Origin of the sequence: Pseudomonas oryzae (genome assembly GCF_900104805.1) — a bacterium.
GTDB classification, from domain to species: Bacteria; Pseudomonadota; Gammaproteobacteria; order Pseudomonadales; family Pseudomonadaceae; genus Geopseudomonas; species Geopseudomonas oryzae.
On sequence record NZ_LT629751.1, the window covers coordinates 3475562 to 3495429 of the forward strand.

Genomic DNA, 19868 nt, shown 5'->3' on the forward strand with positions numbered 1-19868 from the left:
CGCCATGCCGATCGATACCCTGCGCCTGTTCTTCGCCCTGCCCTGTCCGCGCGACACCGCCGAAGCCATCTGCACCTGGCGCGACGGCCTGGACCTCGGCGGCAAGCCGGTGGCGGCGGAGAACCTGCACCTGACCCTGGCCTTCCTCGGCCAGCAGCCCAGCGCGCGCCTGGAAGAATTGCAGCTGCTCGCCGCAGCCATCGAGGTGGCGCCCTTCGAACTGCGTCTCGACCGCCTCGGCGGTGGCCGTCAGGGCCTGCTGTGGCTGGAGCCGAGCCACCTGCCCGACGAACTGGCGGCGCTGGCCGGCGCGCTGCAGCAGCGTCTGCAGGCCATTGGCATCGCCCTCGACCGCCGACCGCTGCGCGCCCACCTGACCCTGGTACGCCACGCCGGCGCACGGCCGCGCGAGGCGCACCCGGACTTCGCCTGGGCGGCCGAGCGCTTCGTCCTCTATGCCTCGGAGCCCAGCGCGCGTGGCGTGCGCTACCGCGAGCTGGGCGGCTGGCCGCTGGTGCCGGGCCTGCCACCGCTGCCGCGCTTCCGCACGGAGCCCTGTCCACCGCGCTGACGCCGGTGCGCCCCTTGCTTCCCGTCGCGCGCGCCCCCACTTACCATGCACGCACTTTTTCCGCGCCTGCCCGCCAGGCCCCTCTTCGAGAGTCACGATGAGCGCAACCCCGTACATCTTCGACGTCACCACCGCCAGCTTCGAGCAGCTGGTGATCGAAAACTCCTTCCACAAGCCGGTGCTGGTCGACTTCTGGGCCGAATGGTGCTCGCCGTGCAAGGCGCTGATGCCACTGCTGGCAAAGATCACCGAGGACTATCAGGGCGAGCTGCTGCTGGCCAAGGTCAACTGCGACGTCGAGCAGGACATCGTCATGCGCTTCGGCATCCGCAGCCTGCCCACCGTGGTGCTGTTCAAGGATGGCCAGCCGATCGACGGCTTCGCCGGCGCACAGCCGGAGTCGGCGATCCGCGCCCTGCTCCAGCCGCACGTGGCGGAACCGGCCGCGCCACAGGCCGACCTGCTGGACAGCGCCCGCGCCCAGTACGCCGCCGGGCAGATCGCCACCGCCGAGCAGCTGCTGCAGCAACTGCTCACCGAGGACAACCAGAACGCCGCGGCGCTGATCCTCTATGCGCGTTGCCTGGCCGAGCGCGGCGCGCTGGACGAGGCGCAGGCGGTGCTGGATGCAGTGCCGGGCGACGAACACAAGCAGGAGCTGGCCGGCGCCCGCGCCCAGCTGACCTTCCTGCGCCAGGTCGCCACCCTGCCCGAGGCCGCCGACCTGAAGAGCCGTCTGGCCCAGGACGCCGGCGACGACGAGGCGGCCTACCAGTTGGCCATCCACCAGCTTGCCCGCCAGCAGTACGAGGTGGCGCTGGACGGCCTGCTGCGCCTGTTCATGCGCAACCGCGCCTATGGCGACGACCTGCCGCGCAAGACCCTGGTGCAGGTGTTCGACCTGCTCGGCAAGGAACACCCGCTGGTGATCAGCTACCGCCGCAAGCTGTACCAGGCGCTCTACTGATCGCCGACCGCGCCGGTCCAGCGGTAGACCGGCGCATCGCCATCGGCCTGCACCTCGACCTGTGGGCAATGGCGCAGGCGCACCAACAGGCGCTTGCCCGCAGCCTCGCCACCGGCCAGGGCGCTCAGCTCGGCGAACAGCCGCGGGCCGTCCAGCGCCCCGGCGCGGCGCAGCAGCTCCTGCGCCAGCCCCCACAGCCGGTCGCTGGCGGTGGCGGACGGTGCGAGCGCCGGCGCTGCGGCCGGGGACGCCTCGTCCGCCGCAGCAGACGGCAGCCCGCGCAACTGTGCCCACTCCGCGTCATCCAGCTCGACCGTCAGATCCACCGACCAGTCGCCGATCCGCCCGTGAATTCGCATCGTCTGCCTCCTCATGCCGATGCGCGCATGCTCCCATGCAGCGCGGAACGCGCCAAGCGGCGCTGGCCCGCCAGGCGGAAAACTTGTTATAACGTAACCAACCCTGTCGACCCAACGGAGCCCTGCCATGCGCCTGCTGCTTGCCCTGCCTCTCCTCCTGTCGCCCCTGGCCGGTGCCGGCGAACATGAGCATGCGCATCCCCATGCACAGGCCAGCCTGGATCGCCATGAGCATGGCGTCGGCGAACTGGACGTGGCGCTGGAGGACGGAACCCTCGAACTCGAGCTGCGCAGCCCGGCGGCCAACCTGCTGGGGTTCGAGCACGCGCCGCGCAGTGCCGCAGAACGTCAGCAGGTCGCCCGCCTGCGCGAGCGGCTGAGCCAGCCGCAGGTGCTGTTCGCCCTGCCCGCCGCTGCCGGCTGCCGACTGACCGGGCAGCAGCTGGACGGCCCGCTGTTCGCCAACGACCACACGCATGGGCTTGCCGACCACAGCGACATCGGCGCCCGCTACCGCTTCGCCTGCCACGCGCCCGCAGCGCTCGACGCCCTCGATGCGGCCCCGCTATTCCGCGAGTTTCCGGCCACCACCCGCCTGCAGGTGCAGCTGATCGGCCCGCGCGGCCAGCAGGGTGGCGAGCTGCGCAACGGCGCCAGCCGCCTGGAGCTGTGAGCGCCCGTGACCGTTCGCCAGCCATGACCTCGGCCCTGATCGAACTCGTCGACCTCGGCTTCGCCTGGCCCGGCCAGGCCGAGCTGCTGGACATTCCGGTCTTCCGCCTGGAGGCCGGCGAGCGCCTGTTCCTGCACGGCCCGAGCGGCAGCGGCAAGACCACCCTGCTCGGCCTGCTCGGCGGCGTGCAGCTGCCGCAGCGCGGTCGCGTGCGCCTGCTCGGCCGCGACCTGGCGCAGCTCTCCGCCAGCGCGCGCGACCGCTTCCGCGTCGACCACAGCGGTTACATCTTCCAGCAGTTCAACCTGCTGCCCTTCCTGCCGGTGCGCGACAACGTCGAGCTGCCCTGCCGTTTCTCCTCTCTGCGCGCCGAGCGGGCGCGGCGGCGCCATGGCAGCGTCGCCGCCGCCGCCACCGGCCTGCTCGAGCACCTGGGGCTGGACGCAAACCTGCACGGCCGGCGCGCCGATCAGCTGTCGATCGGCCAGCAGCAGCGCGTCGCCGCCGCCCGCGCGCTGATCGGCCAGCCGGAGCTGGTGATCGCCGACGAGCCGACCTCGGCGCTGGACGCCGACGCCCGCGCGGCCTTCCTCGCGCTGCTGTTCGCCGAATGCCAAGCCGCCGGCGCCAGCCTGCTGTTCGTCAGCCATGACCGCAGCCTTGCGCCGCTGTTCGACCGCGAGCAGGCGCTCGGCCAGCTCAACCGCGCGTACCGGGAGGGCTGACCCATGCATCTGCTGCGCCTGGCCCTGGCCAGTCTGGCCAACCGCCGCACCACCGCCCTGCTCACCGTGCTGGTGATCGCCCTGTCGGTGGGCCTGCTGCTCGCCGTCGAGCGGGTGCGTACGGAGACGCGCAGCAGCTTCGCCAGCACCATCAGCGGCACCGACCTGATCGTCGGCGCCCGCTCCGGAGCGGTGAACCTGCTGCTGTACTCGGTGTTCCGCATCGGCAACGCCACCAACAACATCCGCTGGGACAGCTACCGGGAGATCGCCGCGCTGCCACGGGTCAAGTGGGCCATCCCGCTGTCGCTGGGCGACTCGCACCGCGGCTACCGGGTGCTCGGCACCACGCCCGACTACTTCGACCACTACCGCTACGGCCAGGGCCGCGCCCTGCAGCTGGCCGCGGGCCGGCCGTTCGCCGACCTGTTCGAGGTGGTGCTCGGCGCCGAGGTGGCGCGCGCGCTCGGCTACCGACTCGGCGACCAGATCGTGCTGGCCCACGGCGTCAGCGCGGTCAGCCTGACCCGCCACGACGACAAGCCGTTCCGCGTGGCCGGCATCCTGGCGCGCACCGGCACCCCCGTCGACCGCACCCTGCACATCTCCCTGGCCGGCATGCAGGCGCTGCACGTCGACTGGCGGGGCGGCATGCCGGCGCGCGGCGCGGCGCGCATCGACGCCGAGCAGGCGCGCCAGCTCGACCTCACACCCCAGGCGATCACCGCCGTGCTGCTCGGTCTGGACAGCCGCATCGCCACCTTCGCCGTGCAGCGGGCGATCAACGAGCATCGCGGCGAGCCGCTGCTGGCCATCCTGCCCGGGGTTGCCCTGCAGGAGCTGTGGAGCCTAATGGGCACCGCCGAGCAGGCGCTGCTGGCGGTGTCGGCCTGCGTGGTGCTGGTCGGTCTGGTCGGCATGCTCACCGCGCTGCTGGCCAGTCTCAACGAGCGGCGCCGCGAGATGGCCATCCTGCGCTCGCTGGGCGCCCGCCCCTGGCAGATCGCCGCCCTGCTGCTGGCCGAGGCCCTGGTCCTGACCCTGGTCGGCCTGCTGCTCGGCCTGGCCCTGCTGTACCTGGCCATTGCCCTCGGCCAAGACTTCCTGCAGGCACGCCATGGCCTGTTCCTGCCGCTCGCCGCCCCCAGCCCGCGTGAGTGGCTGCTGCTCGCCGCCAGCCTGGGCGTCGCCCTGCTGCTCGGTCTGCTGCCGGCCTGGCGCGCCTACCGCCAGTCGCTGGTCGACGGCCTGAGCATCCGCCTGTGAACCTCATCTGGAGACCCGCCATGCTGCGCGCGCTGCTGCTGTCTCTGGCCCTGCTGGCCCCCCCACTGCTCGCCGAGCAGCTGCGCACCCTGAGCTGGGAGGAGCTGATCCCCGCAGGCACTCCACCGCCCCCTCCGCCACAGGCCTTCCACGATCTCTCGCAGCTGGCCGACGCGCTGGCGGCGGAAAGCGGCCCAGCCGCCGCCCAGCAAGCGCCCGCCGCCCCGGTGGTCGAGGCGCTGGATGGGCGGCAGGTCAGGCTGCCCGGTTATGTGGTACCGCTGGATGTCGACAGCGCGGGGCAGGTACGCGAGTTCCTGCTGGTGCCCTGGTTCGGCGCCTGCATCCATGTCCCACCGCCGCCATCCAATCAGATCGTGCATGTGCGCACCACGCAGCCGCTGGCACTCGACGATCTCTGGCAGCCGTTCTGGGTCGAAGGGCAGCTGCACGTCGAGCACAGCAGCAGCGAGCTGGCCGAGGCCGGCTATCGGATGCAGGGCGAGCGCATCCAGCCATATGAACTGCCACAAGAATGAAGTGACAGACCGCTATTCCTGTAGGGCATCGTTGAGCTGGATCAAGGCAACCACCAATGGCCGACCGCTAGCATAGCCACCAGTTGATACAGAACATCTGGATGGAGTTCTCCCATGATTCGCAAGACTCTCACCGCATCCCTGCTGGCCCTCGCCGTAGCCGCTCCCTTCGCCCAGGCCTTCGAAGCCGGCGACATCATCGTGCGTGCCGGCGCCGTGACCGTCGACCCGCACGAGGACAGCTCCAACATCACGCTGGACGGCGCGCCCACCAGCCTGAAGGCGTCCCTGGACAGCGATACCCAGCTGGGTCTGAACTTCGCCTACATGCTGACCAACAACATCGGCATCGAGCTGCTGGCTGCCACCCCGTTCGAGCACACCGTCAGCGTCAAGGGCCTGGGCGACCTGGGTGACATCAAGCACCTGCCGCCGACCCTGAGCGTGGTCTACTACCCCATGGCCAGCCAGTCGGTGTTCCAGCCCTACGTCGGTCTCGGCATCAACTACACCACCTTCTTCCAGGAAGACCTGACCAGCGAAATGGAAGGCCTCGGCTTCAGCAACCTGGATCTGGATGATTCCTTCGGCCTGGCCGCCCAGATCGGCGCCGACTTCATGCTGAGCGACAAGGTCATGCTGAACGCCCAGGTGCGCTGGATCGACATCGATACCGAAGCCTCCGTCGATGGCCCGACTGCACTGGGCGTTGGCAAAACCAAAGTCGACGTCGACGTCGACCCGATGGTCTACATGGTCGGCCTCGGCTACAAGTTCTGATCGACCCGCAAACCCCGGCGGTAGGAACGCAAAAGGCACCGAAAGGTGCCTTTTGTCGTTTGGGTACGTGGCAAAGCCTCGTGGAAGGAGGACTTGGCGATCAGCCGTCAGCGCCCCAGCAGCCGCGCCAGCCCCTCGCGCATCGACGTCGGCTCGGGAAAGGCATAACGCTCCAGCAGACGCCGGTTGTCCGCTCGCGAATGCCGGATATCGCCGGCGCGCGGCGCTGCATGGCTCACCGACGGCAGGCCGCCGAGCAGCTCGCCGATGAGCGCCAGCAACTGGTTGAGGCTGGTGGCGCGACCGAGGCCGACGTTCACCGCTCCCACCGCCACCTGCGGCGCTACCAGCGCCTGCACCAGCAGCGCGACCAGGTCGGCCACATAGACGAAGTCGCGGGTCTGCTCGCCGTCGCCGAACACGCTGATCGGCAGGCCGGCCTGGGCGCGCTCGGTGAAGATGCTGATCACCCCCGAGTACGGCGAGGACGGATCCTGGCGCGGGCCGAAGATGTTGAAGAAGCGGAAGATCGCCGGCTCCAGGCCATGCTGGCGGCGGTAGAAGTCGAGGTAGTACTCGCTGGCCAGCTTGTCCGCCGCATAGGGGGTCAACGGCGCCTTGGGGGTGTCCTCGCCGATGGCCATGCCCTCGCCGTTCTGCCCGTACACCGCCGCGCTGGAGGCGAACAGCACCCGGCGCACGCCCTGCTCGCGCATCGCCTCGCAGAGATTCAACGTACCGATGAAATTGCTCCGGTGGGTGGCCACCGGGTCCTCCACCGAGGCCTGCACCGAGGCCACCGCGGCCAGATGGGCGACCGCCGAGCAGCCGGCCAAGGCGGCGCGCACGGCGACCGGGTCGGCCACATCGCCCTCGATCAGCTGCAGGCGCTGATCGTGCAGCGGCAGGTTGCTGCGCTTGCCACTGGACAGGTTGTCCAGCACGCGCACGGAGTGACCGCGCGCCAGCAGGGCGTCGACCAGATGCGAACCGATGAAGCCGGCGCCGCCGGTGACCAGAATCAGCGAATCAGCCATGACGGTAGTAGCGGTCGACGATGCCCGGCAGGGTGGCGCGCCAGGCGCGCGGCTTGATGCCGAAGGTGTTGAGGATCTTCTTGCAGGCGAGCACCGCGTGCTGCGGCTCTTCCGGCGCATCGGGGCGCTCGGCATGGGCCTGCGGGGTGAAGTCCTGGGGGATGTCCGGACGATGGCGCCGCGCCTCGGCCAGGGTGGCCTGCCCCATCGCCAGACTGGTGGTGGCCTCGATGCCGCCGTAGTGGTAGGTGCCCCACAGCGGCGCATTGCAGTCCAGTTGCTTGAGCACCGAGAGGATCACCCGCGCGGCATCGTCCACCGGCGTGGGATTGCCGCGCCGGTCGTCCGCAAGGAACAGTGGGTCGCCACTCTCGGCCCACTTGAGCAGGCGCCCCATGCGTCCGTCCGGACTCTCGTCGAGCAACCAGCCGAAACGCAGCAGGATATGGCGCGGGCAGATTGCCCGCACGTTCTGCTCGAAACGCCACAGCGCCTGCCCGCGCAGGCTGAGCGGGCTGACGTCGTCCCGCTCGCTGTAGGCGGTGGTACGCATGCCGTCGAACACCTTGTAGCTGGACGGCTGCAGCAGGATCACCTCATGGTGCAGGCACAGCTCGGCGAGACGGTCGATGGCGCGTTCCTGGACGAACAGACGCTCGGCCTCGACCTGCTCGGCCTGGAACCAGTCATGGTAATAAGCCAGGTTGACCAGCGCATCCGGGCGCTGCTCGTCCAACAGGCTGGTCAGGCTGGCGGGGTCCCAGCCCTGGGGGGGCGGCACTGGAGCGAGGAACTCGATGTTCTCTTCCGCTCCCTGGCGCAACAGCGCCTGTCCAAGGGCATTACCGCCGCCCAGCAGCATCAGGCGCATGCGCATGGTGATGGACTGCCTCGGTCAGAACGGGATGTCGTCGTCGAAGCTGTCGTAGTCCGGCGCCGGCTGGGCTGCCGGCTGCTGCGGCGCCGGGCGCGACTGAGCCTGCTGCTGCGGCTCGCGCTGCGGGCGCGCCGGACGCTGGGCGTAGTCGCCACCCTCGGCATTGCCGCCGCGGCCACCGAGCAGCTGCATGGTGCCGTTCATGTCCACCACGATCTCGGTGGTGTAGCGATCCTGGCCGGACTGGTCCTGCCACTTGCGGGTCTGCAGGCGGCCTTCGACGTAGACCTGCGAGCCCTTGCGCAGGTACTCGCCGGCGATCTCGGCGACCTTGCCGAAGAACACCACGCGGTGCCACTCGGTGCGCTCCTGCAGCTGGCCGGTCTGCTTGTCCTTCCAGCTATCGCTGGTGGCCAGGGTGATGTTGGTCACCGCATTGCCGTTGGGCAGGTAACGGGTTTCCGGGTCGCCACCGACGTTACCCACCAGAATGACTTTGTTAACCCCACGGGCCATGACTTTCTCCTAGGCTTCAGCACGCCGGCGCCGGGTTGACCAGGCGCTCGATGGACGTGCGATCCACTTGTTGGGCATCCAGCTTGACATACAGGGCGGCCTCCTCGGCCACCACGACAGCATCGGCCACGCCGGGCACTGCCTTCAGACGCTCGACCAGTCCCGCCTCGCGCAGGGCTTCGGCAGACAGCGACAGGCGCAGACTGGTCACATACGGCGGTTCGCGCATAGTAGCAGCAAACCCCAGCCACAGGGCAGCCAGCAGCGCACAGCCGAGGAACACCGCCTCGACGCCACCCTGCTGGAACAGCCAGCCGCCGAGCAGACCGCCGAGCGCGGCGCCGAGGAACTGGCTGGTGGAGTACACGCCCATCGCCGTACCCTTGCCGCCGGCCGGCGCCATCTTGCTGATCAGCGAGGGCAGCGAGGCTTCCAGCAGGTTGAAGGCGGTGAAGAACACCAGATTGCCGATCACAAGAGCGGTGAGACTGGCGCCGAACTGCCAGAAGAACAGCTCGCAGAACAGCAGCACGCTGATCGCGCCGACCAGCACACGCTTCATCCGCCGGCGCTTCTCGCCGTAGATGATGAACGGGATCATGGCGAAGAAACCGACCAGCAAGCCGACCAGGTAGACCCACCAGTGCTCTTCCTTGGGCAGCCCGCCCTGCTCGACCAGCGCCAGCGGCAGGGCGACGAAGCTGGCCATCAGGATCGCGTGCAGCGCGGCGATGCCGAAGTCCAGGCGCAGCAGGTCGGGATGGCGCAGGGTCGGCCACAGCGCCTGGCGCGCCACGCCGGACTCACGATGCTGCAGGGCCTGCTGTGGCCGGGGCACCAGCACGGCGATGATCAGCATGCCGAACAGGGCCATGCCGGCGGTCACCCAGAACAGCCCGGCCAGACCGAAGGCGCGGGTCAGCAGCGGGCCGATCACCATGGCGGCGGCGAACGACAGGCCGATGCTCATGCCGATCATGGCCATGGCCTTGGTGCGGTGCTGCTCGCGGGTCAGATCGGAGAGCAGCGCCATCACCGCCGCGGAGATGGCGCCGGCGCCCTGCAGCACGCGCCCGGCGATCACCCCCCAGATCGAGTCGGCGCTGGCCGCCAGCGCGGCGCCGGCGGCGAAGATCAGCAGGCCGACGTAGATCACCGGCAGGCGGCCGATGCGGTCGGAAACGATGCCGAAGGGAATCTGCAGCACCGCCTGGGTCAGACCGTAGGCGCCGATGGCCAGGCCGATCAGCAGCGGCGTGGCGCCGGCCAGGTCCTGGCCGTAGGTGGCCAGCACCGGCAACACCATAAACATGCCGAGCATGCGGAAGGCGAACACCGAGGCCAGGCCGGCAGCCGCGCGCTGCTCGGTCGGACTCATGCGCTCGGAGTGCGGATCGTGCATGACATCACCTCGAAAAACGGGGGCGCAATTCTAGCAGCACCGCCGGCGCCGGCACAGGCGCGGCGCTTTGCCGCCCGGCAGACGGCGGCCGTATACTCCGGGCTTTTCCGCCCGCCATGCGAGGCTGCAGTGGACCAGATCCTGATCCGTGGGGCGCGCACCCACAACCTGAAGAACATCGACCTCACCCTGCCGCGCGACAAACTGATCGTCATCACCGGCCTGTCCGGCTCGGGCAAGTCGTCACTGGCCTTCGACACCCTGTACGCCGAGGGGCAGCGCCGCTACGTGGAGTCGCTGTCGGCCTACGCCCGCCAGTTCCTGTCGATGATGGAGAAGCCCGACGTCGATACCATCGAGGGGCTGTCGCCGGCGATCTCCATCGAGCAGAAGTCCACCTCGCACAACCCGCGCTCGACGGTCGGCACCATCACCGAGATCTACGACTACCTGCGCCTGCTCTACGCCCGCGTCGGCACCCCGCGCTGCCCGGAGCACGACGTACCGCTGGAGGCGCAGACGGTCAGCCAGATGGTCGACCAGGTGCTGGCCCTCGCCGAAGGCAGCAAGCTGATGCTGCTCGCACCGGTGGTGCGCGAGCGCAAGGGCGAGCACCTGTCGGTGTTCGAGGAGCTGCGCGCCCAGGGCTTCGTCCGAGCGCGGGTCGACGGCAGGCTCCACGAGCTGGACGAACTGCCCAAGCTCGACAAGCAGAAGAAGCACAGCATCGACGTGGTGGTCGACCGTTTCAAGGTGCGCGGCGACCTGCAGCAGCGCCTGGCCGAATCCTTCGAGACCGCCCTCAAGCTGGCCGACGGCATCGCCCTGGTCGCCCCCATGGAGGGCGAGGACGGCGAGGAGATCATCTTCTCGGCGCGCTTCGCCTGCCCGCACTGCGGCCACTCGATCGGCGAACTGGAGCCCAAGCTGTTCTCCTTCAACAACCCGGCCGGTGCCTGCCCGGGCTGCGACGGCCTCGGCGTCAAGCAGTTCTTCGACCCGCGCCGACTGGTCAACGGCGAACTGAGCCTGGCCGAAGGGGCGATCCGCGGCTGGGACCGGCGCAACGTCTACTACTTCCAGATGCTCGGCTCGCTGGCCGCGCACTACGGCTTCAGCCTCGAGGAACCGTTCGACGCCCTGCCGCTGGCGGTGCAGAAGCTGCTGCTGCACGGCAGCGGCCGCGAAGAGGTGGAGTTCCGCTACCTCAACGACCGCGGCGACATCGTCAGGCGCGCCCATCCGTTCGAGGGCATCGTGCCCAACCTCGAGCGCCGCTACCGCGAGACCGAATCGACCAGCGTGCGCGAGGAACTGGCCAAGTTGCTCAGCACCCAGCCCTGCCCGGACTGCCGCGGCACCCGCCTGCGCCGCGAGGCCCGTCATGTGTGGGTCGGCGAGCGGACCCTGCCGGCGGTCACCGCGCTGCCGGTGGGCGATGCCTGCAACTACTTCGCCGAACTCAGCCTGAGCGGCCGGCGCGGCGAGATCGCCGCGAAGATCCTCAAGGAGATCCGCGAGCGCCTGCAGTTCCTGGTCAACGTCGGCCTCGACTACCTGACCCTGGAGCGCAGCGCCGACACCCTGTCCGGCGGCGAGGCGCAGCGCATCCGCCTGGCCAGCCAGATCGGCGCCGGCCTGGTCGGGGTGATGTACATCCTCGACGAACCGTCGATCGGCCTGCACCAGCGCGACAACGAGCGCCTGCTGGCCACCCTCACCCACCTGCGCAACCTCGGCAACACGGTGATCGTGGTCGAGCACGACGAGGACGCCATCCGCCTGGCCGACTACGTCGTCGACATCGGCCCCGGTGCCGGCGTGCATGGCGGGCGGATCGTCGCCCAGGGCAGCCCGGACGAAGTGATGGCCCACCCCGAGTCGCTGACCGGCAAGTACCTCTCCGGCCGCGAAAAGATCCGCTACCCGGCCGAGCGCACACCGATCGACCGCAAGAAACTGCTCAGGCTCAAGGGCGCGCGCGGCAACAACCTGCAGAACGTCGACCTGGAAATCCCCATCGGCCTGCTGACCTGCGTCACCGGGGTGTCCGGCTCGGGCAAGTCGACACTGATCAACAACACCCTGTTCCCGCTGGCCGCCAGCGCCCTGAACGGCGCCGAGTCGCTGGAAGCGGCGCCCTACGCCAGCCTCGACGGCCTGCAGCACCTCGACAAGGTGGTCGACATCGACCAGAGCCCGATCGGCCGCACGCCGCGCTCCAACCCGGCCACCTACACCGGGCTGTTCACCCCGATCCGCGAGCTGTTCGCCGGCGTGCCGGAGTCACGCTCGCGCGGCTACGGTCCGGGGCGCTTCTCGTTCAACGTCAAGGGCGGGCGCTGCGAGGCCTGCCAGGGCGACGGGGTGATCAAGGTGGAGATGCACTTCCTGCCGGACATCTACGTGCCCTGCGATGTCTGCAAGGGCAAGCGCTACAACCGCGAGACGCTCGAGGTGAAGTACAAGGGCAGGAACATCCACGAGGTGCTGGAGATGACCATCGAGGAGGCACGCGAATTCTTCGACGCGGTGCCGGCGGTGGCGCGCAAGCTGCAGACGCTGATCGACGTCGGCCTCTCCTATATCAAGCTCGGCCAGAGCGCCACCACCCTGTCCGGCGGCGAGGCGCAGCGGGTCAAGCTGAGCCGCGAGCTGTCCAAGCGCGACACCGGCAAGACCCTGTACATCCTCGACGAACCGACCACCGGCCTGCACTTCGCCGACATCCAGCAGCTGCTCGACGTGCTGCATCGCTTGCGCGACCACGGCAACACCGTAGTGGTCATCGAGCACAACCTCGACGTGATCAAGACCGCCGACTGGCTGGTCGACCTCGGCCCCGAGGGCGGCTCGCGCGGCGGGCAGATCATCGCCACCGGCACGCCGGAGCAGGTCGCCGCCATGCCGCAATCGCACACCGGGCGCTTCCTCGGGCCGCTGCTGGAGCGCGACAGGGCGTAAATCCATCGCCGAACAGCCATACACGCCAGGGCCGGGCGGTACACCCGGCCCTGGCGTAGCCTCAAGCCGCTCGCGGCCGCCTCTACCCGAGCAGAAAACGCGGGCAACAAAAAACCGGGCACTAGGCCCGGCTTCTTGTGAATCACCCGAACTTACTCGGCAGCTGCTTCCACAGCACCGGCAACCGGACGATCAACCAGCTCGACGTACGCCATGGGAGCGTTGTCGCCAGCGCGGAAACCGCACTTGAGGATGCGCAGGTAGCCGCCCGGACGGTTGGCGTAGCGCTTGCCCAGCTCGTTGAACAGCTTGCCGACTGCAGCCTTGGAGCGGGTGCGGTCGAAAGCCAGACGACGGTTGGCGACGCTGTCTTCCTTGGCCAGGGTGATCAGCGGCTCGGCAACGCGACGCAGCTCTTTCGCCTTGGGCAGGGTGGTCTTGATCAGCTCGTGTTCGAACAGCGACACCGCCATGTTCTGGAACATGGCATTGCGGTGGGCGCTGGTGCGGCTCAGGTGACGGCCACTTTTACGATGACGCATGATTGAAATTCCTTACCAAACCTTGAGTTCGGTTATCAGGGACGATCAGGCAGTCGCCTTGTCATCCTTTTTCAGACTTGCCGGCGGCCAGTTGTCGAGGCGCATGCCGAGGGAAAGACCGCGGGAAGCCAGAACGTCCTTGATCTCGGTCAGGGACTTCTTGCCCAGGTTCGGCGTCTTGAGCAGCTCCACTTCGGTACGCTGGATCAGGTCACCGATGTAGTAGATGTTCTCCGCCTTCAGGCAGTTGGCCGAACGCACGGTCAGTTCCAGATCGTCGACGGGGCGCAGCAGGATCGGATCGATCTCGTCTTCCTGCTCTTCCACCACCGGAGCGCTGTCACCCTTGAGATCGACGAACGCGGCCAGCTGCTGCTGCAGGATGGTCGCGGCACGACGGATGGCCTCTTCGGGGTCCAGGGTACCGTTGGTTTCCAGGTCGAGTACCAGCTTGTCCAGGTTGGTACGCTGCTCGACACGGGCGCTTTCCACCACGTAGGCCAGGCGACGGACCGGGCTGAACGAGGCGTCGAGCTGGAGGCGGCCGATCGAACGGCTCTCGTCCTCATCGCTCTGGCGGGCGTCGGCGGGCTCGTAGCCACGGCCGCGCGCCACCTTCAGACGCATGTTCAGGGCACCGTTGTCCGCCAGGTTGGCGATCACATGGTCACCGTTCACGATCTCGACATCGTGATCCAGCTGAATATCGGCAGCGGTGACCACACCCGGACCCTTCTTGGACAGGGTCAGCGTCACTTCATCACGACCGTGCAGCTTGATGGCCAGGCCTTTCAGGTTGAGCAGGATCTCGATCACATCTTCCTGCACACCCTCGATGGCGCTGTACTCGTGGAGTACGCCATCGATTTCAGCCTCAACCACTGCGCAGCCAGGCATGGAGGACAACAGGATGCGACGCAGCGCGTTGCCCAGTGTGTGACCAAAACCGCGCTCGAGAGGCTCGAGCGTGATCTTGGCGCGGGTCGGGCTGACCACCTGAACGTCGATGTGACGGGGGGTCAGAAACTCATTTACCGAACTCTGCATGGATGCACCTATTTTCTAGCTCTTACTTGGAGTAGAGCTCGACAATCAGGTTTTCGTTGATGTCAGCGGACAGGTCGCTGCGAGCCGGCACGCTCTTGAACACACCGGACTTCTTCTCGGCATCAACTTCCACCCACTCAACGCGGCCACGCTGGGCGCACAGCTCGAGAGCCTGGGCGATACGCAGCTGGTTCTTGGCCTTCTCGCGGATGGCGACGACGTCGCCAGCCTTGACCTGGTAAGACGGAATGTTGACGGTCTGACCGTTGACGGTGATGGCCTTGTGCGAAACCAGCTGACGGGATTCGGCGCGAGTGGCACCAAAGCCCATGCGGTATACGACGTTGTCCAGGCGGCACTCGAGCAGCTGCAGCAGGTTCTCGCCGGTGGAGCCCTTGCGACGGCTGGCTTCCTTGTAGTAACCGCTGAACTGACGCTCCAGAACGCCGTAGATGCGGCGGACCTTCTGCTTCTCGCGCAGCTGGGTGCCGTACTCGGACAGACGGCCACGGCGCTGGCCATGGATACCCGGAGCGGATTCGATGTTGCACTTGGATTCCAGAGCGCGAGCACCGCTCTTCAGGAACAGATCAGTGCCTTCGCGACGGGACAGTTTGCATTTCGGACCAATGTAACGAGCCATTCTTCACTGTCTCCTATTACACGCGACGCTTCTTCGGCGGACGGCACCCGTTGTGCGGGATCGGCGTCACGTCGGTGATGCTGGCAATCTTGTAACCGCAGGCGTTCAGGGCACGCACGGCGGACTCGCGACCCGGACCCGGGCCCTTGACGTTGACGTCGAGGTTCTTCAGGCCGTATTCCAGGGCAGCCTGGCCGGCACGCTCGGCAGCCACCTGAGCGGCAAACGGAGTGCTCTTACGCGAGCCGCGGAAACCCGAACCACCGGAAGTCGCCCAGGACAGCGCATTGCCCTGACGATCGGTGATGGTCACGATGGTGTTGTTGAAGGAAGCATGGATGTGGGCGATGCCATCAACCACGGTCTTTTTGACTTTCTTACGAGGACGAGCAGCAGGTTTTGCCATGACTATATTCCTGTCGATTCGCGGACGCGATTACTTGCGGATCGGCTTGCGCGGACCCTTGCGAGTACGGGCATTGGTCTTGGTACGCTGACCATGAACCGGCAGACCGCGGCGATGACGCAGACCACGGTAGCAACCGAGGTCCATCAGGCGCTTGATGTTCATGTTGATTTCGCGGCGCAGGTCACCCTCGGTGGTGAGCTTGGCGACTTCGCCACGCAGCTGCTCGATCTGCTCGTCGGACAGATCCTTGATTTTCGCTGCCGGATTGACACCGGTAGCGGCGCAGATGGCCTGCGCGGTAGTGCGACCGACACCATAGATGTAGGTCAGCGAGATAACAGTGTGTTTGTTATCCGGAATGTTGACGCCTGCAATACGGGCCATTCAGAAAAACTCCAATTGACAGCTATCCGCGCCCCGGAAGCCAAGAAAAGGGCGTGGATATTAACGCTGTAATAACAAATAATCAACCCGGCAGCACACTAGCTGCCGGGCTGGCTCGCAGATCACACTCAGCCTTGGCGCTGCTTGTGGCGCGGTTCCACGCTGCAGATCACGCGAACGACGCCTTCGCGACGCACGATCTTGCAGTTGCGGCACAGCTTCTTGACCGATGCACGAACTTTCATCAGTTACTCCTCGAACCTTACGGACTATCAGCGCAGCATGCCGCCGCCGTAGCTCTTCAGGTTGGCTTTCTTCATCAGGGAATCGTACTGGTGCGAAACGAGGTGCGATTGTACTTGGGACATGAAGTCCATAACAACGACCACGACGATCAGCAACGAGGTCCCGCCAAGGTAGAACGGCACGTTGGCAGCCACCACCAGGAACTGCGGCAGCAGGCACACGGCCGTCATGTACAGAGCACCGAACATGGTCAAGCGGGTCAGCACGCCGTCGATGTAACGCGCAGACTGCTCGCCGGGACGGATACCCGGAATGAACGCACCGGACTTCTTCAGGTTTTCCGCCACATCCTTCGGATTGAACATCAGTGCCGTATAGAAGAAGCAGAAGAAAATGATCCCTGCACTAAACAGCAGAATGTTCAACGGCTGCCCGGGAGCGATGGCCTGCGCGATGTCCTGCATCCAGCTCATGCCCTCACCCTGGCCGAACCAGGCGCCCAAGGACGCCGGGAACAGCAGGATGCTGCTGGCGAAGATCGCCGGGATGACCCCGGCCATGTTCACCTTCAGCGGCAGGTGGCTGGTCTGCGCAGCGAAGACCTTGCGGCCCTGCTGGCGCTTGGCGTAGTGCACCGCGATACGACGCTGGCCACGCTCGATGAACACCACGAAACCGATGATGGCTACCGCCAGCAGACCGATGGCAATCAGGGCGAAGATGTTGATATCACCCTGGCGAGCAGACTCGAAGGACTGCCCGATCGCCGACGGCAGGCCGGCGACGATACCGGCGAAGATCAGCATCGAGATGCCGTTGCCGATACCACGCTCGGTGATCTGCTCACCCAGCCACATCATGAACAGCGCACCAGCCACGAAGGTGGTGACCGCCACGAAGTGGAAGCCGAAATCGGTGCTGAAGGCCACACCCTGACTGGCCAGACCAACGGACATGCCGATGGCCTGAACCAACGCCAGGGCAACAGTGCCGTAGCGGGTGTACTGGCTGATCTTGCGACGACCAGCCTCACCTTCCTTCTTCAACTGCTCCAGCTGCGGACTGATCGCCGTCATGAGCTGCATGATGATCGACGCCGAGATGTACGGCATGATCCCCAGTGCAAAGATGCTCATGCGCTCCAGCGCACCGCCGGAAAACATGTTGAACAGGCTAAGAATGGTCCCCTCGTTCTGCCGGAACAGCTCGGCCAGCCGGTCAGGATTGATGCCGGGCACCGGGATGTGCGCGCCGATCCGATAGACGATGATCGCCATGAACAGGAAACGCAAACGAGCCCAGAGCTCGGACAGCCCGCCATTGCTGAGCGCGGAGAGAGCACCTTGCTTAGCCATTTAGTCCTCGATTTTGCCGCCAGCTGCTTCGATGGCTGCACGTGCACCCTTGGTGACGGCAATGCCCTTCAGGGTGACCGCACGGGCAACTTCGCCGGACAGCATGACCTTCACACGCTGCACGTTCTGGTTGACCAGGTTGGCATCCTTCAGCGACTGCAGAGTGACGACGTCACCCTCGACCTTGGCCAGCTCGGAGGTGCGGATTTCCGCACGATCCATGGCCTTCAGCGAGGTGAAGCCGAACTTCGGCAGACGACGGTGCAGCGGCTGCTGGCCGCCCTCGAAGCCCGGAGCGATCTTGCCGCCGGTACGCGAGGTCTGACCCTTGTGGCCGCGACCACCGGTCTTGCCCAGGCCGCTACCGATACCGCGACCCGGACGATGCTTTTCGCGACGGGCACCCGGCGCGGAACGCAGGTCGTTCAGTTGCATGGTCATGGATTAACCCTCCACACGCAGCAGGTAGTAGGCCTTGTTGATCATCCCGCGATTCTCGGGAGTGTCCAGGACCTCTACGGTGTGGTTGATGCGACGCAGGCCGAGACCCTTGACGCACGCCTTGTGGTTGGCCAGACGGCCGTTCACGCTCTTGATCAGCGTGACCTTGATCTTGGCATTGGACATGATCAGAGAATCTCCTCGACGCTCTTGCCACGCTTGGCCGCCACGGAGTCCGGGGACTGCATGTTCTTCAGACCCTTGAAGGTGGCGTATACCACGTTCACCGGGTTGGTCGAACCGTAGCACTTGGCCAGAACGTTCTGCACACCAGCCACTTCCAGAACGGCACGCATGGCGCCGCCGGCGATGACACCGGTACCTTCCGAAGCCGGCTGCATGTACACCTTGGAGGCGCCATGGGCGGACTTGATCGGGTACTGCAGGGTGGTGCCGTTCAGATCGACCTGGATCATGTTGCGGCGAGCCGCTTCCATGGCCTTCTGGATGGCAGCCGGGACTTCGCGGGACTTGCCGCGACCGAAACCGACGCGACCCTTGCCATCACCCACCACGGTCAGCGCGGTGAAGGTGAAGATACGGCCGCCCTTGACGGTCTTGGCAACGCGGTTAACCTGAACCAGCTTCTCGATGTAGCCTTCGTCGCGCTTCTGCTCGTTGTTCGCCATTTCTTAGAACTCCAGCCCGCCTTCACGAGCAGCGTCGGCCAGTGCCTTCACACGACCGTGGTACTTGAAGCCAGAACGGTCGAATGCGACCTTGGTGACGCCAGCGGCTTTCGCACGCTCGGCCACCAGCAGGCCAACCTTCTTGGCTGCTTCGACGTTGCCGGTGGCGGCGCCACGCAGCTCCTTGTCCAGAGTCGAGGCACTGGCCAGGACCTTGCCGCCGTCGGCCGAAATGACCTGGGCGTACATGTGCTGGGAAGAGCGGTACACGCAAAGGCGTACGGCCTCCAGCTCGCGCATCTTCAGGCGTGCCTGGCGAGCGCGACGCAGACGGATAACTTTCTTGTCGCTCATTTGCTATGCCCTACTTCTTCTTGGCTTCTTTGCGAAGGACCACTTCGTCAGCGTAACGAACGCCCTTGCCCTTGTACGGCTCCGGACGACGGAAATCGCGGATCTCAGCGGCCACCTGGCCGACCACTTGCTTGTCGATACCCTTGATCAGGATATCGGTCTGGCTCGGGGTCTCGGCGGTGATGCCTTCCGGCAGCTCATACTCGACCGGATGGGAGAAGCCGAGGGCCAGCGACAGAACATTGCCTTTGGCCTGGGCGCGGTAACCAACGCCAACCAGCTGGAGCTTGCGCTCGAAGCCCTGGCTGACGCCAACCACCATGTTGTTGACCAGGGCGCGGGTGGTACCGGCCATGGCACGAGTCTGCTGATCGCCATTGCGGGCTGCGAAACGCAGCTCGCTGCCATCCTGGATCACTTCCACGGACGGATGCACGTTCAGCTCGAGAGTACCCTTGGCACCCTTGACGGACAGCTGCTGACCGGCCAGCTTGACTTCAACGCCAGCGGGCAGGGCAACGGGGTTCTTAGCAACGCGAGACATGCTGATCCCCCTTAGAACACGGTGCAGAGCACTTCACCGCCGACACCGGCAGCGCGTGCAGCGCGATCGGTCATCACACCTTTGTTGGTGGAGACGATCGAAACGCCGAGACCGCCGCGAACCTTCGGCAGCTGCTCGACACCCTTGTACTGGCGCAGACCGGGACGGCTGACGCGCTTGAGCTCTTCGATGACCGGCTTGCCTTCGAAGTACTTCAGTTCGATGGACAGCTGCTGCTTGACGTCGCCGCTGACCTGGAAATCCGCGATGTAGCCTTCGTCCTTCAGAACTTTTGCTACTGCCGCCTTCAGCTTGGAAGACGGCATGGTCACCACAGTCTTCTCAGCCATCTGGGCATTACGGATACGAGTTAGCATGTCCGCTAACGGGTCCTGCATACTCATGGGCTTGATGCTCCTGAAACAAAAAAAGCCTTTCGGCCGTTACATGCCCGAGACCGGGCAAAGCCAGGCTCAGGCGAGCCAAACATTCTAGAGACTGATCAAAAACGAATCAAGCCCCGAAAGGGGCTTGATTC

The 19868-nt window shown here is 66.2% G+C and carries 26 protein-coding genes; 8 read left to right on the forward strand and 18 right to left on the reverse strand.

Annotated elements, in window-relative coordinates:
• Positions 1 to 4 precede the first annotated feature (4 nt).
• Positions 5 to 571, forward strand: a complete 567-nt coding sequence (thpR, locus tag BLT78_RS15625; RefSeq protein ID WP_090350124.1) for an RNA 2',3'-cyclic phosphodiesterase — start codon at positions 5 to 7, stop codon at positions 569 to 571.
• A 97-nt stretch (positions 572 to 668) separates the two neighbouring features.
• Positions 669 to 1538, forward strand: a complete 870-nt coding sequence (gene trxA, locus BLT78_RS15630) for a thioredoxin (protein ID WP_090350128.1) — start codon at positions 669 to 671, stop codon at positions 1536 to 1538.
• On the opposite strand, the gene BLT78_RS15635 is transcribed toward trxA, so the two are convergent.
• On the reverse strand, positions 1532 to 1897 hold the full coding sequence (locus BLT78_RS15635; protein ID WP_090350131.1) for a hypothetical protein: 366 nt from the start codon (positions 1895 to 1897) through the stop codon (positions 1532 to 1534). The genes trxA and BLT78_RS15635 overlap by 7 nt on opposite strands.
• A 127-nt stretch (positions 1898 to 2024) precedes the next feature.
• On the opposite strand from BLT78_RS15635, the gene BLT78_RS15640 reads away from it, so the two are divergent.
• From BLT78_RS15640 to BLT78_RS15660, 5 genes are all read left to right on the forward strand, one after another.
• Complete coding sequence (locus BLT78_RS15640) at positions 2025 to 2570, forward strand: DUF2796 domain-containing protein (protein ID WP_090350134.1); 546 nt, start codon at positions 2025 to 2027, stop codon at positions 2568 to 2570.
• 23 nt (positions 2571 to 2593) lie between these two features.
• Positions 2594 to 3295, forward strand: coding sequence for an ATP-binding cassette domain-containing protein (locus BLT78_RS15645; RefSeq protein WP_090350137.1), 702 nt, complete (start codon positions 2594 to 2596; stop codon positions 3293 to 3295).
• A gap of 3 nt (positions 3296 to 3298) precedes the next feature.
• Positions 3299 to 4561 carry an ABC transporter permease gene (locus BLT78_RS15650; protein ID WP_090350140.1) on the forward strand — a complete coding sequence of 421 codons (1263 nt, stop codon included), beginning with the start codon at positions 3299 to 3301 and terminating at the stop codon, positions 4559 to 4561.
• Positions 4562 to 4581: 20 nt separating this feature from the next.
• A complete protein-coding gene (locus BLT78_RS15655) occupies positions 4582 to 5100 on the forward strand; it encodes a DUF3299 domain-containing protein (RefSeq protein WP_090350142.1) in 519 nt (172 codons plus the stop codon).
• Positions 5101 to 5214: 114 nt separating this feature from the next.
• Positions 5215 to 5880 (forward strand): OmpW/AlkL family protein, encoded by a 666-nt coding sequence (locus BLT78_RS15660; RefSeq protein WP_172830798.1) that lies wholly within the window; start codon positions 5215 to 5217, stop codon positions 5878 to 5880.
• 107 nt (positions 5881 to 5987) lie between these two features.
• On the opposite strand, the gene BLT78_RS15665 is transcribed toward BLT78_RS15660, so the two are convergent.
• The 4 genes from BLT78_RS15665 to BLT78_RS15680 are packed head-to-tail and all read right to left on the reverse strand — an operon-like array spanning position 5988 to position 9712.
• Positions 5988 to 6917 (reverse strand): NAD-dependent epimerase/dehydratase family protein, encoded by a 930-nt coding sequence (locus BLT78_RS15665; RefSeq protein WP_090350143.1) that lies wholly within the window; start codon positions 6915 to 6917, stop codon positions 5988 to 5990.
• Positions 6910 to 7794, reverse strand: a complete 885-nt coding sequence (locus tag BLT78_RS15670; RefSeq protein ID WP_090350146.1) for a sugar nucleotide-binding protein — start codon at positions 7792 to 7794, stop codon at positions 6910 to 6912. The genes BLT78_RS15665 and BLT78_RS15670 overlap by 8 nt, the downstream gene beginning before the upstream one ends.
• 18 nt (positions 7795 to 7812) lie before the next feature.
• Complete coding sequence (ssb, locus tag BLT78_RS15675; RefSeq protein ID WP_090350148.1) at positions 7813 to 8310, reverse strand: single-stranded DNA-binding protein; 498 nt, start codon at positions 8308 to 8310, stop codon at positions 7813 to 7815.
• Between the two features lie 16 nt (positions 8311 to 8326).
• Positions 8327 to 9712 carry an MFS transporter gene (locus BLT78_RS15680; protein ID WP_090350150.1) on the reverse strand — a complete coding sequence of 462 codons (1386 nt, stop codon included), beginning with the start codon at positions 9710 to 9712 and terminating at the stop codon, positions 8327 to 8329.
• A gap of 129 nt (positions 9713 to 9841) precedes the next feature.
• Between BLT78_RS15680 and uvrA the strand changes: the two genes are divergently transcribed.
• Positions 9842 to 12676, forward strand: coding sequence for an excinuclease ABC subunit UvrA (uvrA, locus tag BLT78_RS15685; RefSeq protein ID WP_090350153.1), 2835 nt, complete (start codon positions 9842 to 9844; stop codon positions 12674 to 12676).
• 152 nt (positions 12677 to 12828) lie between these two features.
• Here uvrA and rplQ read toward each other — a convergent pair whose 3' ends face one another.
• The 13 genes from rplQ to rpsH form a co-directional block, all read right to left on the reverse strand.
• Positions 12829 to 13218 (reverse strand): 50S ribosomal protein L17, encoded by a 390-nt coding sequence (gene rplQ / locus BLT78_RS15690; RefSeq protein ID WP_090350156.1) that lies wholly within the window; start codon positions 13216 to 13218, stop codon positions 12829 to 12831.
• 45 nt (positions 13219 to 13263) lie between these two features.
• Positions 13264 to 14265: a DNA-directed RNA polymerase subunit alpha gene (locus BLT78_RS15695; protein ID WP_090350159.1), complete on the reverse strand. Its 1002-nt coding sequence runs from the start codon at positions 14263 to 14265 to the stop codon at positions 13264 to 13266.
• Between the two features lie 22 nt (positions 14266 to 14287).
• Entirely contained in the window at positions 14288 to 14908 is a 621-nt protein-coding gene (gene rpsD, locus BLT78_RS15700; RefSeq protein ID WP_090350161.1) for a 30S ribosomal protein S4, read from the reverse strand.
• 16 nt (positions 14909 to 14924) lie between these two features.
• Positions 14925 to 15314 (reverse strand): 30S ribosomal protein S11, encoded by a 390-nt coding sequence (gene rpsK / locus BLT78_RS15705; protein ID WP_003093689.1) that lies wholly within the window; start codon positions 15312 to 15314, stop codon positions 14925 to 14927.
• 30 nt (positions 15315 to 15344) lie between these two features.
• On the reverse strand, positions 15345 to 15701 hold the full coding sequence (rpsM, locus tag BLT78_RS15710) for a 30S ribosomal protein S13 (protein WP_090350163.1): 357 nt from the start codon (positions 15699 to 15701) through the stop codon (positions 15345 to 15347).
• Between the two features lie 128 nt (positions 15702 to 15829).
• On the reverse strand, positions 15830 to 15946 hold the full coding sequence (gene rpmJ, locus BLT78_RS15715; protein WP_090350166.1) for a 50S ribosomal protein L36: 117 nt from the start codon (positions 15944 to 15946) through the stop codon (positions 15830 to 15832).
• 27 nt (positions 15947 to 15973) lie between these two features.
• Complete coding sequence (gene secY, locus BLT78_RS15720; protein WP_090350168.1) at positions 15974 to 17302, reverse strand: preprotein translocase subunit SecY; 1329 nt, start codon at positions 17300 to 17302, stop codon at positions 15974 to 15976.
• Entirely contained in the window at positions 17303 to 17737 is a 435-nt protein-coding gene (rplO, locus tag BLT78_RS15725) for a 50S ribosomal protein L15 (protein ID WP_090352355.1), read from the reverse strand. It lies immediately after the preceding gene.
• Positions 17738 to 17746: 9 nt separating this feature from the next.
• The gene (gene rpmD, locus BLT78_RS15730) at positions 17747 to 17929 is read right to left on the reverse strand and encodes a 50S ribosomal protein L30 (RefSeq protein WP_090213051.1); all 183 of its coding nucleotides are present in this window, start codon (positions 17927 to 17929) and stop codon (positions 17747 to 17749) included.
• 2 nt (positions 17930 to 17931) lie between these two features.
• Positions 17932 to 18432, reverse strand: a complete 501-nt coding sequence (rpsE, locus tag BLT78_RS15735) for a 30S ribosomal protein S5 (protein ID WP_090350171.1) — start codon at positions 18430 to 18432, stop codon at positions 17932 to 17934.
• Between the two features lie 3 nt (positions 18433 to 18435).
• Positions 18436 to 18786 (reverse strand): 50S ribosomal protein L18, encoded by a 351-nt coding sequence (rplR, locus tag BLT78_RS15740; protein WP_090350174.1) that lies wholly within the window; start codon positions 18784 to 18786, stop codon positions 18436 to 18438.
• Between the two features lie 10 nt (positions 18787 to 18796).
• Positions 18797 to 19330 (reverse strand): 50S ribosomal protein L6, encoded by a 534-nt coding sequence (rplF, locus tag BLT78_RS15745; RefSeq protein ID WP_090350178.1) that lies wholly within the window; start codon positions 19328 to 19330, stop codon positions 18797 to 18799.
• 11 nt (positions 19331 to 19341) lie between these two features.
• Positions 19342 to 19734, reverse strand: a complete 393-nt coding sequence (rpsH, locus tag BLT78_RS15750) for a 30S ribosomal protein S8 (protein ID WP_090350181.1) — start codon at positions 19732 to 19734, stop codon at positions 19342 to 19344.
• Positions 19735 to 19868 lie beyond the last annotated feature (134 nt).

Excerpts from the sequence above, each read along its gene's own strand:
- rpsK (WP_003093689.1), bottom strand. The coding sequence starts at position 15,314 with ATGGCAAAACCTGCTGCTCGTCCTCGTAAGAAAGTCAAAAAGACCGTG.
- rpmD (WP_090213051.1), bottom strand. The coding sequence starts at position 17,929 with ATGTCCAATGCCAAGATCAAGGTCACGCTGATCAAGAGCGTGAACGGC.
- rpsM (WP_090350163.1), bottom strand. The coding sequence starts at position 15,701 with ATGGCCCGTATTGCAGGCGTCAACATTCCGGATAACAAACACACTGTT.
- BLT78_RS15650 (WP_090350140.1), top strand. The coding sequence starts at position 3,299 with ATGCATCTGCTGCGCCTGGCCCTGGCCAGTCTGGCCAACCGCCGCACC.
- rpsE (WP_090350171.1), bottom strand. The coding sequence starts at position 18,432 with ATGGCGAACAACGAGCAGAAGCGCGACGAAGGCTACATCGAGAAGCTG.
- rplR (WP_090350174.1), bottom strand. The coding sequence starts at position 18,786 with ATGAGCGACAAGAAAGTTATCCGTCTGCGTCGCGCTCGCCAGGCACGC.
- BLT78_RS15635 (WP_090350131.1), bottom strand. The coding sequence starts at position 1,897 with ATGCGAATTCACGGGCGGATCGGCGACTGGTCGGTGGATCTGACGGTC.
- thpR (WP_090350124.1), top strand. The coding sequence starts at position 5 with ATGCCGATCGATACCCTGCGCCTGTTCTTCGCCCTGCCCTGTCCGCGC.
- BLT78_RS15660 (WP_172830798.1), top strand. The coding sequence starts at position 5,215 with ATGATTCGCAAGACTCTCACCGCATCCCTGCTGGCCCTCGCCGTAGCC.
- rpmJ (WP_090350166.1), bottom strand. The coding sequence starts at position 15,946 with ATGAAAGTTCGTGCATCGGTCAAGAAGCTGTGCCGCAACTGCAAGATC.
- rpsD (WP_090350161.1), bottom strand. The coding sequence starts at position 14,908 with ATGGCTCGTTACATTGGTCCGAAATGCAAACTGTCCCGTCGCGAAGGC.
- BLT78_RS15645 (WP_090350137.1), top strand. The coding sequence starts at position 2,594 with ATGACCTCGGCCCTGATCGAACTCGTCGACCTCGGCTTCGCCTGGCCC.
- rpsH (WP_090350181.1), bottom strand. The coding sequence starts at position 19,734 with ATGAGTATGCAGGACCCGTTAGCGGACATGCTAACTCGTATCCGTAAT.
- BLT78_RS15655 (WP_090350142.1), top strand. The coding sequence starts at position 4,582 with ATGCTGCGCGCGCTGCTGCTGTCTCTGGCCCTGCTGGCCCCCCCACTG.
- BLT78_RS15680 (WP_090350150.1), bottom strand. The coding sequence starts at position 9,712 with ATGCACGATCCGCACTCCGAGCGCATGAGTCCGACCGAGCAGCGCGCG.
- trxA (WP_090350128.1), top strand. The coding sequence starts at position 669 with ATGAGCGCAACCCCGTACATCTTCGACGTCACCACCGCCAGCTTCGAG.
- rplF (WP_090350178.1), bottom strand. The coding sequence starts at position 19,330 with ATGTCTCGCGTTGCTAAGAACCCCGTTGCCCTGCCCGCTGGCGTTGAA.
- secY (WP_090350168.1), bottom strand. The coding sequence starts at position 17,302 with ATGGCTAAGCAAGGTGCTCTCTCCGCGCTCAGCAATGGCGGGCTGTCC.
- ssb (WP_090350148.1), bottom strand. The coding sequence starts at position 8,310 with ATGGCCCGTGGGGTTAACAAAGTCATTCTGGTGGGTAACGTCGGTGGC.
- BLT78_RS15665 (WP_090350143.1), bottom strand. The coding sequence starts at position 6,917 with ATGGCTGATTCGCTGATTCTGGTCACCGGCGGCGCCGGCTTCATCGGT.
- BLT78_RS15640 (WP_090350134.1), top strand. The coding sequence starts at position 2,025 with ATGCGCCTGCTGCTTGCCCTGCCTCTCCTCCTGTCGCCCCTGGCCGGT.
- BLT78_RS15670 (WP_090350146.1), bottom strand. The coding sequence starts at position 7,794 with ATGCGCATGCGCCTGATGCTGCTGGGCGGCGGTAATGCCCTTGGACAG.
- BLT78_RS15695 (WP_090350159.1), bottom strand. The coding sequence starts at position 14,265 with ATGCAGAGTTCGGTAAATGAGTTTCTGACCCCCCGTCACATCGACGTT.
- rplO (WP_090352355.1), bottom strand. The coding sequence starts at position 17,737 with ATGCAACTGAACGACCTGCGTTCCGCGCCGGGTGCCCGTCGCGAAAAG.
- rplQ (WP_090350156.1), bottom strand. The coding sequence starts at position 13,218 with ATGCGTCATCGTAAAAGTGGCCGTCACCTGAGCCGCACCAGCGCCCAC.